Source organism: Kineococcus sp. NBC_00420 (assembly GCF_036021035.1).
In the GTDB taxonomy this organism is placed as follows: Bacteria; Actinomycetota; Actinomycetes; order Actinomycetales; family Kineococcaceae; genus Kineococcus.
Genome location: NZ_CP107930.1, coordinates 469,510 through 482,069, shown reverse-complemented (window position 1 = coordinate 482,069; position 12,560 = coordinate 469,510). Strand labels below are relative to the sequence as shown.

General features: G+C 68.4%; 14 protein-coding genes. 9 read left to right on the top strand and 5 right to left on the bottom strand.

What is annotated here, in order from left to right:
- Positions 1-516, top strand: coding sequence for an AAA family ATPase (locus OG218_RS02340; RefSeq protein ID WP_328291594.1), 516 nt, complete (start codon positions 1-3; stop codon positions 514-516).
- A gap of 111 nt (positions 517-627) precedes the next feature.
- Positions 628-1,230: a hypothetical protein gene (locus OG218_RS02335; RefSeq protein ID WP_328291593.1), complete on the top strand. Its 603-nt coding sequence runs from the start codon at positions 628-630 to the stop codon at positions 1,228-1,230.
- Positions 1,231-1,959: 729 nt separating this feature from the next.
- On the opposite strand, the gene OG218_RS02330 is transcribed toward OG218_RS02335, so the two are convergent.
- Positions 1,960-2,334, bottom strand: a complete 375-nt coding sequence (locus OG218_RS02330) for a hypothetical protein (protein ID WP_328291592.1) — start codon at positions 2,332-2,334, stop codon at positions 1,960-1,962.
- A gap of 249 nt (positions 2,335-2,583) precedes the next feature.
- On the opposite strand from OG218_RS02330, the gene OG218_RS02325 reads away from it, so the two are divergent.
- A complete protein-coding gene (locus tag OG218_RS02325; protein WP_328291591.1) occupies positions 2,584-3,066 on the top strand; it encodes a GNAT family N-acetyltransferase in 483 nt (160 codons plus the stop codon).
- A gap of 681 nt (positions 3,067-3,747) precedes the next feature.
- Here the strand turns inward: OG218_RS02325 and OG218_RS02320 are convergent.
- On the bottom strand, positions 3,748-5,169 hold the full coding sequence (locus OG218_RS02320; RefSeq protein ID WP_328291590.1) for a hypothetical protein: 1,422 nt from the start codon (positions 5,167-5,169) through the stop codon (positions 3,748-3,750).
- A gap of 291 nt (positions 5,170-5,460) precedes the next feature.
- On the opposite strand from OG218_RS02320, the gene OG218_RS02315 reads away from it, so the two are divergent.
- Both OG218_RS02315 and OG218_RS02310 read left to right on the top strand, forming a co-directional pair.
- On the top strand, positions 5,461-5,682 hold the full coding sequence (locus OG218_RS02315; protein WP_328291589.1) for a hypothetical protein: 222 nt from the start codon (positions 5,461-5,463) through the stop codon (positions 5,680-5,682).
- Between the two features lie 125 nt (positions 5,683-5,807).
- On the top strand, positions 5,808-6,863 hold the full coding sequence (locus OG218_RS02310) for an alpha/beta fold hydrolase (protein ID WP_328291588.1): 1,056 nt from the start codon (positions 5,808-5,810) through the stop codon (positions 6,861-6,863).
- A gap of 68 nt (positions 6,864-6,931) precedes the next feature.
- On the opposite strand, the gene OG218_RS02305 is transcribed toward OG218_RS02310, so the two are convergent.
- Positions 6,932-7,618: a DJ-1/PfpI family protein gene (locus OG218_RS02305; protein WP_328291587.1), complete on the bottom strand. Its 687-nt coding sequence runs from the start codon at positions 7,616-7,618 to the stop codon at positions 6,932-6,934.
- Positions 7,619-7,709: 91 nt separating this feature from the next.
- Here OG218_RS02305 and OG218_RS02300 point away from each other — a divergent pair, with 91 nt between their 5' ends.
- The 4 genes from OG218_RS02300 (at position 7,710) to OG218_RS02285 (ending at position 10,016) form a co-directional block, all read left to right on the top strand.
- A complete protein-coding gene (locus tag OG218_RS02300) occupies positions 7,710-8,273 on the top strand; it encodes an AAA family ATPase (protein ID WP_328291586.1) in 564 nt (187 codons plus the stop codon).
- A 16-nt stretch (positions 8,274-8,289) separates the two neighbouring features.
- Entirely contained in the window at positions 8,290-8,871 is a 582-nt protein-coding gene (locus OG218_RS02295) for an AAA family ATPase (protein ID WP_380162070.1), read from the top strand.
- A 66-nt stretch (positions 8,872-8,937) separates the two neighbouring features.
- Positions 8,938-9,414, top strand: coding sequence for an NUDIX domain-containing protein (locus OG218_RS02290; RefSeq protein ID WP_328291584.1), 477 nt, complete (start codon positions 8,938-8,940; stop codon positions 9,412-9,414).
- A 122-nt stretch (positions 9,415-9,536) separates the two neighbouring features.
- Complete coding sequence (locus tag OG218_RS02285) at positions 9,537-10,016, top strand: hypothetical protein (RefSeq protein WP_328291583.1); 480 nt, start codon at positions 9,537-9,539, stop codon at positions 10,014-10,016.
- 104 nt (positions 10,017-10,120) lie between these two features.
- Here OG218_RS02285 and OG218_RS02280 read toward each other — a convergent pair whose 3' ends face one another.
- Together OG218_RS02280 and OG218_RS02275 are read right to left on the bottom strand one after the other, a co-directional pair.
- The gene (locus OG218_RS02280) at positions 10,121-11,407 is read right to left on the bottom strand and encodes a tyrosine-type recombinase/integrase (protein ID WP_328291582.1); all 1,287 of its coding nucleotides are present in this window, start codon (positions 11,405-11,407) and stop codon (positions 10,121-10,123) included.
- Positions 11,404-12,555, bottom strand: a complete 1,152-nt coding sequence (locus OG218_RS02275; protein ID WP_328291581.1) for a tyrosine-type recombinase/integrase — start codon at positions 12,553-12,555, stop codon at positions 11,404-11,406. The genes OG218_RS02280 and OG218_RS02275 overlap by 4 nt, the downstream gene beginning before the upstream one ends.
- Between the last annotated feature and the right edge of the window lie 5 nt (positions 12,556-12,560).

Sequence of the window (12,560 nt, the reverse complement as noted above, 5' to 3'; positions counted from 1 at the left end):
GTGACAGAGCACGTTGTGGAGCCTCACCACAGACCTCAGGTCGTCTTGATGTGCGGCGTAGCCGGATCAGGTAAGACGACGTACGCCCAGCGGCTGGAGGCCGAGGGCTTCGTCCGGCTGTCCATCGACGAGGAGGTCTGGGCCCGCTTCGGCAGGTACGGCATCGACTACGACGCTCACGACTACAGCGAACTCAGCGAAGTGGCAGAGGACGCGCTGCGTCAACGCCTGCTAGAGCTGATCGCGCTGGGGCGTGACGTCGTTGTGGACTTCAGCTTCTGGAGCCGCGTCAGTCGTGACAGGTACAAGCAGCTCGTTGAAGAGGCGGGCGGGTGCTGGCGGCTGGTCCACCTCCAGGTCCCCCCGGACATCCTCAGGCAGCGCTTGGCAGAGAGGAGCCAGCGCTTTGACGCCAACGCAGCTTTCACCATCGACGAGACGACGCTGATCCGGTACCTCGACGGTTTCGAGGCTCCCGATGGTGAAGGCGAGGAGGTCCACACGATCACGGAGTGAGCTTGTTCTGGGCCGAAAGCAACGCACGGTCATCCCGCAGAACGCGCGGCCCACGGACCCGCGCACCCCGGCCGACACCTACTCCCACAGCTCATGCGTCACAGTGCCTTGGTGAGCGTGCTCCCGTGCCATGACCTCTCCGCCGCTAACTGGCTCCAGACCAGTGACCGGCCCTGGAACCAGCTGGTCACCCTCGGACCCGCCGGCTACGACGCCTACGCCCGCCTGCGCTTCATCCCCGACCCCACCCACCCCGGCCAAAGCGAAGGGGACGTCGACTTCGACCCGGGCCCCGACGCCCCCAGCGAGAACGACCAGATGCGCTCCGCCCTCACGCTGCTCACCACGCACACCACCACCGAGCGGTGCTACTTCGCCATCTGGGACGGCTGGGGTCTGCTCCCCATCGACAAGACCACCGCCCGCCTGCAGCTGCCCAACCGGAACTACTTCCTCTTCGATGGCGCCGTTGCCGACCTCGGCGACGGCGCGCAGTGGAATCGGGTGCTGTCAGGACCAGCCGGGGCGTGGCCGTCTGGACCCGACCCCGCGTTCGTGTGGCCAGCAGATCGCACCTGGTGCCTGACCAAGGACGTCGACCCGCACTACGCCACCATCGCCGCCTCGAGCGTGGCGATCACGGCCCTGCTGAACCACCCCGGCCTGGACATCGTCCCCGCCGACCTCGCCGAGGAACCTCTCCACTACCTGTGACCCTGCCGAACGCAGGTTCCTCGCTCCAGGAAGAGTGCGCAGCGCACGGTCATCCCGCGATACGGGTGGTCGGCGATGTCGCGGTCGTGTCGATGAGCGAGAATCGTCGCTCTCTCCTGGCCATTGATCAACTGCCCCAGTTAGCTCAAGAGGCTGGGGGGCTACTCGTGGGGCACCCCGTCCCATAGGCGTGCAGCGGGTCGTCAGCCGCCGGTCCTGACAACCATGGCACCCCATCGACGAGAACCTGCGCGGTGCTCGAAGGCAGCGGGATGACCAGCTGGCCCGGCACCTCCATGTAGGTCGTGTTCGTCACGGTGCCGGCGTCGTCAACGTCGACACGCACGGTCGATCCGGGCGGGTGCTCAGCGGACTCGCCAACGCACATGACCATGCTCGCGGTGGTCTCGACCGCGGTGCTCTGCTGTGGAGTCGGCGCTGCCGAGCTCGAGCTAGTCGGCGCCGACGACGCCGCAGTCGGTGGCGGCGCATCGCCAGAGCAGCCCGAACTCACCATGAGCCCGAGAGCGGCCATGACAGCCAGACAGCCAGATCGCGTGGTGATCACATCGCCAGTGAAGCAGCGACAGGCTCCTAAGGGCAGAGCTGGAGCAAGCAGCAAGGACACGGGAGACCTCACGGTCATCCCGCGATCTGCGCGATCAGGGCCCCAAGGACAGCGCCAACATGACGTCGAGCAGACGACCGTCTCCCACTGCCAACCTCGCATCAGGCACGTCGCACAGAGATCGACGTGATCTGCTCCGGGCTCGGCATCCTCGGCGGGTCGTCGTAGTAGACGACCTCCAACCGATGCAGGACCCCGTCACGCACGAAGAGCACAACAGAGCAGGGCCCTACCTGGCCGGCGTCGAAGCTGCCCTCCACCGGCGTGCAACCCACCGTGAACGCTCGAGGAGCAGCTGGATCGGTGACGAACAAGTCGATGCTTCCGCAGGGACAGGTACAGCCACGCCCTGCGAGCAGGTGCCCGGCCTGCACCCTCAGCTCCACCGCACCAGGGAAGTCCGCCCGCAGCAGCAACTCCAGGACGCCGGCCTCGTCGTCATCGAGGCCTCGCGCATCGTCGGGAAGAGCGGTCACCCCTGCACGCTAGGTCGCGCAGCACGCCAGGGCCGGCAGCACGACCCCACCAGCCCACAACAGACGTCACCGCGTCCTCACCCCATCCACCGCCCCAGACGGGGTGGTTCCCTACGTCCAGCACCTTCGCGGCCCTGACACCGACTTCACGGTCATCCCGCCGTCCGCGCGATCATGGACGGCCGCGACTTCACGCTCGTGGCGAAAGTCGGGCGGTCCTTGCGCTGCCATCTGGCTACCGTGAAGCAGGTGCCGACCCTGCTGACCCGCCCCTTCACCCACGACGAGGCCCGCTCTGTCGCCGCCTGGGCCTACCCGCCGCCCTTCGACCTCTACGACGTCGACCCCGCCAACACGAACCTCTTCACCGACCGCGACCCTGACGGCGGCGGCTACTACCCCGCCACCGACGACGGCGCGGTCGTCGCCTTCTGCGTCTTCGGCCCCGAAGCACGCGTCCGCGGACAGCAGCCCCAGGACGGAGTCCTCGACGTGGGCCTCGGTGTCCACCCCAACCTGACCAGCCGCGGCCTGGCCTCCGGGCTCTTCGAGCAGGTCGCCGCCCTGGCTTGGGACCTCTTCCACCCGCGTCAACTGCGCACCGCCGTCGCCACCTTCAACGACCGCTCCCTCGCCCTGTGCCGCAAAGCCGGCTTCACCCCCGTCCGAGACTTCACCGGGCCTGGTGACCGACCGTTCCGCGAGCTCACCTGCGACCTCGACCCGCGATGACCAGGCCAGAGGCCATGCCGGTCGGGACCTACTGAGACCCGTCCGGTCATCCCGCCATCCGTGTGGCCGCCGACTTCACGGTCATCCCGCGTTGTGCGCGGTCGCCAGCGGTCTGCGACGTCGCGGTCATGACGATGGCCGGGTGGTCGCCACGTGCCAGACGCTGTTTCCTCTCACACCGTTGACGTCCTCGCAGCGGTCATAGTTGAGCAGTGACGGACCGCCGAAGCGTTGAAGGTCGACCTGCCCGCCGTTGGCGCCCTTGGGCGTTGTTGGCCGTCACGTTCCTAACGTGTGTCATCGTCTACGCCTTGATCAAGGATCGTTACGGGCCGGACTGGCTGTCGACGGCCGTGATCGTCCTCCCGGCGCTCCTCCTCGGGAAGTTGCTCGAGCCGATCCAGCAGCGACGGCGTCAGGCACGGCGCGCGAAGCGAGCCCAGAGGAGAGCGATGGCTGCCTGGAAGGATCGAGGACCGTCGAACCTCTGATCCACGTAGTGCTCGCCGCACGCCGTCAGAGATCATTGTCCGAACGCACGGACATGACCCGAAGCGCGGGACGCGCGGTCATCCCGCGTTGTGCGCGGTCCTGAGCTGCCGGCGACGTCGCGATCATGTCGAGAAGCCCGAGAAACGCACGGCCGAGCTCGCTGACCGCACGGCCCGCACCGCAGCTGCATCACACGTCCAGATAGCCGTCCCTGGCATCCTCCACCGGCGGTAGCCGCTCGTTGTCCAGGTCGTACGCCAGCTTGATGTCGGCGTGCTCCCGGCTGGCGAAGGCCCCAACCTCATCGAACAAGGCAATGCTCCGTCGCAGCCGAACACCGGGGCGAGATGCGTAGTCGAAGGTGAACTCCACCTGCGTCCCCGGCCAGTCCCCCACCAACCGGGCGCGGCTGCCGCTCAACCCGTACACCAGCGGATGCCACCCGTCACGACCAGGCCAGAACCGGTCCATCCGCTGCCACCGCGCGAGAACCTGCTGGGCATAGGAATCCGCATCCAACGGTCGTGGCAGCAGCGGCCAGCACAAGTCGCTGATGTCGACGTCGTTACTGGCGAGCCACACCTGCACCTGCTCCACACCCGCCCGCAAGACAACCACGCACGGAGCGAGAAACTCCCGCCGATGCAGATCCTCAATCCGCGCCGACTCCCCGGCAGGCGGGACACCGTTGGTCACCACGAGCAGGTGCTCACCAACAGCCGCGACCGCCCGGATCCCCTCCACACCCAACTGGAAAACCTGCAACGCTTCGACACTGCCCTGGGCATCGGTGATCGCCGTGGTCTCGAAGGCCGCGGCGATGCTCCCCTGAGCAGGTTCGTCCTCCCCAGACGCCTCCCAACCCACCCGCCACACCAACCCGGCCCCAGCCTCGCCCTTGGAGACCACGACCTGCTCGCTGTCCCTGTCCAGGTCCGCCTCGGGGTCGTAGAAGTAGCCGTACCAGCGCCCCTCCCCACCCAGGGAAGTCGCGGCCGCCGCCGGCTGCTCGGACTGCCCGCCAGCGGCGTCCACACGATCGGGCAGGTCGCCGCTCCAGGCCAGGGGAAACCACCGACTGGACCAGACCACCTCGTGGGTCTGCGGGTCATGGTTGAGCAGCGACCACGGCGCGACGTCCAGCTGCACCCACAGCGCTTCCTCACTGGTGAGTACAGCGCTGACCGGGGCATCGGTGAACACCTTCTGCACCCGGCCGTCGCGATCGACACGGGCGACACGGGCCACCACCGCACCGCTGGGGAAGACCGCGGGCTCGGCCTCGGCCTCGGCGCCGTGCACCATCTCCGCCCTCGGTAGCGGCGAGGTGCACCAGGCGCTGCCCGCACCGGCCGCGCTCAGCACCAGGCCATCGGTCCACGCCGTGGTGCTGATCCCGTCCAGGTCCACCCGCACCAGGGGCCCCAGGCGAGCGTGCTGGATCCACAAGCCGTCGCCGTCGGCGCAGACCACGACGTCCTCACCCGGGGATGGCGGTGGTAGTTGCGCCCAGGAGACCAGTCGGCGCAGAGCGCCGGTGTCGGGGTCGAGCACCGCTGCCACCGGCTGGAACTCGTCCAGTACCCACACCCCGCTGGTGGTGACGATCATCCGTCCTGGTCGCAGTGTCCGCACTCGACGATCCTGATGGACGGATGCCGCCAACACAGCGGATTTCGCGGTCGTCCCGGGGTGCGGGCGCACGGTCCCGCAACCCGGTCCTGCGCGCCTGTACTTAACCCACGATGGCGAGCAGGGCGTCCCCAACGCCTTCAACCGTCCGGACAGCCGAATGATCAACGGCGGCATCCGGGTACCAAGAGCGCCGACAGGAGCTTGCTCGCACCTGGGACGTGCGAGCGTGGATACGTGTCCGACCCTGCAGAGAACCAGCGACGGACCATGCCCCTTTGGCTCTGGCTACCGCTCGTGATCCTCGTCTTCGCCGTGATCACCGCCACCATCATGGGGATCGGCGACTCCCTCGGCTGGCCCCACTGGGCACACACCCTCGTCAGCGGCGGAAGCTTCGCCATCTTCGCCCTCACCACCTCGCCTCGGATCACTCGTGCCCAGAAGTCCTTCAAGGAGCGGCGACGCCTGCGGAAGGCACCACGGCCGTAGCGCGCTGCGCCTGAACGGACGTAGCGCGCCGACGCTCGGTCGTGCCACGGAGCGCAGGGTCATCCCGCGCTCAGTGCGCGATCACGGCCGGCTCGAACGTCCGCTCTTGACGATGTCCGATCTCTGTGAGCTGCCCCACGGATCATGTTCCCGGCTCGTTCGACCTCATACCGTCGGTGCCCCAGGCACCAATCGAGGAGGCTCAGGTGGCCAAGGCAACAACAGAGACTGGACTCGCCCTGCGCGACCGGCCTGCGCCTTCCCACCAGTGGCAGCTGAACGGGGAGGACCTCAACGTCGAGGTCCACGGCCACGGCCACCACCTCGTCGTCCTTGAAGCCGGCTTGGGCAACTGCCGCACCTCCTGGGACGTACTCATGCCCCACCTCCTCGACGAGGTCGGTGCAGCAGTGACCGTGGTGACCTACGACCGGCCCGGTTCTGGACGCAGCCCCGCCTCCGGTCAGGCCACAACCATCGAAGCAATGGCTCAGCGCTTCGCCGACCTCGTCCAGCACGCCGTTGCAGTCACGGCGGACAGCACTGACGTGACCGGTGCGACGGACGGAGAAGGAGCAAGTGCAGACAGCGGCGAGCCTGCCGGGCGCATCGTGCTGGTCGGGCACAGCCTCGGTGGTCTCCTCATCCGCTGCGCCCTCCCGCTGCTGATTCAGAGGGGCCTGGGCCAGCAGATCGCCGGGATGGTGCTGCTGGACCCCACCACCGAGACCGCCGACGCCTACAGCGACCCGAACTACTACCGCCAGTTCGGGCGACTGCTGGCCCTGCAGCAGCAGGTCGCCCACCTCGCCCCACTGCGCCGATGGGCCACCACCGCCCGACGTCGAGCCCTACCCGCAGCCACCGGCGAGGCGATGATCGCTGAGGACTTCACGCCGAAGTCCCTGGCCCAAGCTCGTCGCGAGCACCTAGCTTTGCAAGAGGCCGTACCCAGCCTGCGCGCTGATCCACCCGCACCGCCGGCGTGCCCCGTGGTCGTCTTGTCGGCAGGGCATGCCACCAAAGCCGCAGCGCCGTTTCGCGCCGACGTCGTCGCCCACCAGCGCGCTTACGCCGAGAGCCTGCCGCTGGGGAGGTTCGAGTCACTATCGGCCGGGCACTTCCTGCATGTCGAGCAAGCTCCTGCGGTGGCTGCTGCCATCACCAGGCTGCTCACCTGAGCCCACAGTGACCCTTCCCGAGTGCGGTCCCGCACGGTCACCCCGCGCTGCGCGGGCTATCGCCACGATCAGCTCCGACCCGAAGCCAAGCGGTGAGCGGCCTGTTGGACGCGCGCGAGACGACCCTCTCGTGCCCGCTGCCGCCCCAGGCGCACCGCCTCGGGATCAGCCGTCCGTGGCGAACCGTGGTCGAAAGGAGGCGCCGGGTCGTACTCCAACGTCAACTGCACCCCCCTGGCCACGTCCTCACCTACCTCCAAGGCCGCCAACTGCAAGGCAAAGTCCATCCCTGAGGTGACGCCGGCCCCAGTGACGACCTGACCATCAACGACCACACGCTCGGACACGGGTACGACACCGAATTCGGCGAGCATCTCCAGAGATGCCCAATGGCTGGTGGCCCGCCGCCCGTCGAGCAGCCCCGCCGCCGCCAGAGCGAACGAGCCGGTGCACACCGAGGTGACCCACCGCGCCGATGCGGCTTGACGGCGTAGGAAGTCCAGCGCGACGTCGTCCTCGAACAACTCGAAGGCACCCTCCCCTCCGGGTACGAAGAGGATGTCCGCGGGTGGGCAGTCGGTGAGGGTGGTGGTGGGCACGATGGACCAGCCGCAGTCGGTGACCACCGGCGCGGTGTCGTGCCAGGCGAGGTGGACTCGGGCTCCAGGGAGCCGGGCGAAAACCTGCGCTGGGGCGGTGAGGTCCAGCTGCGTCACCTTGGGGAAGAGCAGCGCGACGATCTGCAGGTCAGACATGAGATTCAGCGTAGACAGCCGCTATGGGCACCGCATCGAAACGCACGCTCATCCCGCGAACGGTGCTCGGCCAGCCGCTACCGTCGCGTCGGTGCGGACCTCCACCTCATCGCCAGCGGCCCTGCTGATCACCGGCACCGTCGGATCGGGCAAGACCACTACCGCCAGATACATCGGTGCGCTGCTGCGCCAGGGCGCGACCCCTTACGCCGTCATCGACCTCGACGCGCTGCGCGACGCCTGGCCCAGCCCCGAGGCCGACCCCTTCCACGAGCAGCTGATGCTGGCCAACCTGCGCGACGTGGCCCGCAATCACCTCGCCGCCGGTGCGCTCCGCCTGGTCTTGGCCGGGGTGCTCGAAGATCCCGCGCAACAGCCCCTGTACGAGCAAGCCGCCGGGGTGCCACTGACGGTGTGCCGTCTGCGCGTGGACCTCAGCGATGTCAAAGGCCGCCTGCGTCAGCGACACCACGATGACCGCGAAGCCTTGGACTGGCACCTGCACCGCAGCGGGGAACTGGACGCCATCCTCAACGCAGTCGGCATCGGTGACGTCGAGGTGCCAGTGGCAGCGGGGCAGGCCCCGTCCGAGGTGGCGCAGGCAGTGATCCGCGCCGTCGGCTGGAACGCCGACGCCACGCCCCCGGTTGGCTAGCGTCGACACCGTGGCACTGCTCGGCCCCACCGACGCCCTACCCCACCGCCCCCTACGGATCCTCGTCGCCGGCCCCTCCGGATCCGGCAAGACGACCCTGGCCGCGCGCATCGCCGAGGTCCTGGACGTACCCCACGTGGAGCTGGACTCCCTCTTCCACGGACCGGGCTGGACACCGCGGCCCTCCTTCGAGGAAGACGTGCACCGCTTCAGCGCCGGCCCCGCCTGGGTCACCGAGTGGCAGTACGGCTCCGTGCGCGACCACCTGCTCGAGCGGGCTGACCTCCTGGTCTGGCTGGACCTGCCCAAGACCGTGGTCATGCACCAGGTCACCCGCCGCACGGTGGTGCGCCGGCTGCGGCGCCAGGTGCTGTGGAACGGCAACGTCGAGCCACCGCTGCGGACCTTCTTCAGCGACCCGAACCACATCGTGCGCTGGGCATGGAAGACCCACCGCACCAACGCAGCCCGCGTCAGCGTCCTGGCTCGCCAGCAGTCCGGCGTTCCTGTCGTCCGCCTGCGCAGCCACACCGAGGCGCACCACTGGCTGCAGGGACCGCTGCGCACCTCGCCGTCGCCTGGGACGGATCTCACCTAGCGTCTCGACTACAGGCCGCTGCCCGTCCGTGGAACCTCACGGTCATCCCGCGTTGAGTGCGCGGTCGTGACCCGGCCCAGCGCCGTCGTGAACGTCTGCTTGGCTTCACCGGTGCACACCGTCGCCGTCGGCATCCTCGTCCACGACAGCCGCGTGCTCCTGGCTCTGCGCAGCGCGGATTGCCGCGCCTACCCCGCCACGTGGGCCCTGCCCGGAGGACACATCGAGCCGGGCGAGTCCGAGACCCAGGCCCTGCGCCGAGAGCTGCACGAGGAGCTCGGCATCGACGTCCTCGACCTTGACCTCGACGACGAACCCACCTCCCGGCTGCATTTCACCCACGGCGCACCTGGCACCGAACTGCACCTGAGCACCTGGCGGGTACGGACCTGGAGCGGACGGCCTAGCAACCAGTGCCCCGCCGAGCACGACCGCCTCGCCTGGTTCAGCGCCGACGAGCTCGATCAGGTGCCTTGGGCGCACCCCGAGCACCGGCCGATGCTGAGCGACGTGCTTAGCCACCCCACCCTCCAGGCGACCTGACGGGACCCATCCGACGTCACAGTCATCCCGCAGAGCGCGGGACGCGAGGTCGTCCCGCGGTGCGCGCGCAGCCCACGGTCATCGCGCCAACGGCGCCCCGAAGCCGTTGCTACGGTGCACAGATGCAGCGACGCATCCAGCGCAACTGGTGGGCTCCAGGACTGCTCGCCCTAGGACTTCTCAGTGCCTGCTCCGCCGGCGACGTCGAGCCCGCCCCCACGCCCACGGGTCCCAACGCGATGACGATCGCCAGCGATGCAGCACAGGCCTCGGGCGCCACTTCCCTCGGCGCGGTCGGTGGCGACGGGCAACAGGAGCACAGCGTCTCCCTCTCTACCCTCCCCTGGGGCGGCACCGTCGGAGCCTTCGTCGCCTGCACCGGCGGAAGCAGCATCGTCTTGGACCTGGCCGGCACCGAACAGACCCTGAACTGCGACGGACAAGCCCACCAGATCGAGGACCTCACGCTCTCCCACGACGAGGAGCCGAACTTCAAGCCCACCCAACTCAGTGAAGCGCCGTCGTCGTGGGGGGTGGCGTTCCTGGAGGTCTCGCCCGGAGCGACAGCCCCTGCGCCCGGTACGACGCCAGACACCCTCTGACAACGGCTTGGAGCGCGACCCTCATCGGTAGCGACCGCCCTCATATGCCGCAGTGCACGAACGCACGGTCATCCCGCTTATGTGGGTGATCGGTGTCAAGGGGGTCAGGACGCGGGCTGGTCGAGGCCTCTGAGGAGGCCCGCGAAGAGCTGCTGACGCCCTTGTTGATCATGTTCGGCGGCGTGGTCGTACTGGGCCTGCAACGTCGGTCGGAAGGCGATCGAGGTCTGGAAGAACGTGCAGGTCTCGCAGACCGACTCGAAGGTGCAGTCCAGCGCCGGAGGTCGTGTGCAGAAGCCATTGCCCAGCATCCGCTGATGCATCTCGCGGTGCAGGCGGGCCATCTCCGGGCCGGCCGCGGAGGCCGGCAACGCAGTGTTCTCGCCGTCGAGGTTGTCGGGGTCGTGGGCGGCGTAGAGCGCTTCGACCTTCTCGGTGACGGCGAAGTACTCATCAGCGACGGTCCGATTCGCGATCTTGGCGTAGCGAAGGGTCATGTCCATCGAGTGATGCCCCAGCAGGGCAGCGATGGCTTCCAAACTCATGCCGCGGTTGATGGCCTGAGTGGCCAGGGTGTGGCGCATCTGATGGGGGTGGACGTGGCCGATGCCGGCGGCGGTGGCGACGTTGTTCAGGCAGCGGGTGACGCTGTAACGGTCCATGGGTGTGCCGTTCTCCCGCGGCAGCAGCAGCGGGTGGGCAGGGTCGACGAAGCGGTCACGGTAATCGGCGATGAGCTCGACCAGTTGAGGGTGCAGCGGGATGTAGCGATCGTCGAGGAGTTTGCCGACAGGAACGTGCAGCCAGTGCCCAGCCCCGATCTGGCGGACGGCGTCGCGGCGCAGACCGGTGAACTCCCCGACGCGCAGTCCGGTGCGGATCAGGACCTCGCAGATGACCCGCTCGAGCAGACGCGGTCGGGTCTGCGCGGCGCGCAGGAACTTCGCCGCCGCCGCATCGTCCAGGGCCTTCGGCAGGGGTTTCTCCTGCCGCGGCAGGTCACCGAAGAGGATGGGAACCGTGGGTGGGGCCTGCGGCCAGTCCCAGTCGCGGATGCGGATGAAGAAGGTGCGTAGGTTGCCCAGGCGGTGGGCGCGGGTGGCGGCGGTGACGGGTTTCCCGCGCTGGTTGGTGCGGGTGGCCAGCCAGGGCTTGTAGTCCTCGATGTGGACGCGACGAACGTCAGCCAAGCGGGTGATCTGAGGGTGTTCCTGGAACATGAACTGGGTGAAGCAGCGCAGCGCTATGTCGGAGTTACGGACACTGCCGGAGCGCAAGGTGGTGGCGATCTGCCTCAGGTAGGCGTGCATGGGAACGGTCAGCTCTGTTGCGTCACCCATTGCCTCAGAGTCGATCTCGGCCCAGCTGAGGAAGCGGTCGGGTTGCTTCATCGCCGACCTCGCAGTCCCATGACCGTTGACGTGATCGGTGAGATGACCTCGGGAGTGGGTGGAGCAGTGCGGTGGCCAGCGAACGCTTGAGCATCGATGGCTTCGGCGGCGCGGCGATACTGCCCCGCCAGCCAGTCATCGCCGAGGTGGAGGTAGATGCGGGTGGATTCGATGGACGCGTGACCGGCCTGGGCCTGGATCGCTTCCAGGGCCATGCCCGCTTCGCGCAGCCGGGTCAGGCAGGTGTGACGCAACTGATGGCAGGTGACGTGCGCCAGGCCGGCGCGGCGCCGTGCTCCGTCGAGGACCTCGTCGAGTCCCGAGGCCGACAGTGGGTGCCCGCGGCGGGGACCCTTGAGAACGCAGAAGACGTGTCCGTGCCCCAACTGGTCGGCTTCGGCTGGGCGTTCGAGGCTGAGGTAGTCGCCGAGATGGGTGAAGAACCGCCTGGAGATCGGGATCTGGCGTTGGTGTCCGCCTTTGCCTTCGGCGATGAACACCCGCCGTGCCCCGACGTTCAGGTCCTCCAGGCGCAGGCGCAGGACCTCGCAGCGACGCAAACCCCCGAGCAGCATCGCGGCGACCATGGCGCGGTCGCGGTGGGTGCGGAGTGCTGTGGTGAGGGCGTCGGCTTCGTCGGGGTTGAGGATGACCGGCAGGGTCCGCGGGGAGCGGACCAGTGGGGTTCTCGATCCGCGACTGCCGCCAGGCCGGTCGTGGGGCTCGTCGTGTTCGCGCCGTGTCGGCAGGCCGAGGGGGACGGGGTTGGCGGTGATGTCGCCGCGGGCGAGGAGGAAGGTGTAGAAACCGTTGATGCTGGACAACCGGCGTCGAACGGTGCGGGCACTGACCCCTCCAGCAGCGTCGGCGTCGGCGACGACGGCGATCACCGGGCCGAGCACTTCCGCTGATCCTGTTCGCTGGGCGGTGATGAAACCCAGCACGTCGGCGGCGGTGACCTCCGCCGGGGTCTTGGCGATGAGGGTGAAGAAGACCTTCAGGTCGTAGCCGGCGGCCAGGACGCTGTTGGGTCGACAGCGGGCGGTGAGGAAGTCGAGGTAGGCGTCCAGCCAGGGCTCACCCAGGCGCACGGCGGGCAGTCCGGAGGGCGTTGAACCTTGGGTGAGTCGAAGATCCAGAACGGTCATGAGGG

Bases quoted from the DNA above. Each gene is read 5' to 3' on its own strand.
- OG218_RS02315 (WP_328291589.1), top strand. From the start codon at position 5,461: ATGCCCCTTTGGCTCTGGCTACCGCTCGTGATCCTCGTCTTCGCCGTG.
- OG218_RS02320 (WP_328291590.1), bottom strand. From the start codon at position 5,169: ATGATCGTCACCACCAGCGGGGTGTGGGTACTGGACGAGTTCCAGCCG.
- OG218_RS02285 (WP_328291583.1), top strand. From the start codon at position 9,537: ATGCAGCGACGCATCCAGCGCAACTGGTGGGCTCCAGGACTGCTCGCC.
- OG218_RS02275 (WP_328291581.1), bottom strand. From the start codon at position 12,555: ATGACCGTTCTGGATCTTCGACTCACCCAAGGTTCAACGCCCTCCGGA.
- OG218_RS02280 (WP_328291582.1), bottom strand. From the start codon at position 11,407: ATGAAGCAACCCGACCGCTTCCTCAGCTGGGCCGAGATCGACTCTGAG.
- OG218_RS02305 (WP_328291587.1), bottom strand. From the start codon at position 7,618: ATGTCTGACCTGCAGATCGTCGCGCTGCTCTTCCCCAAGGTGACGCAG.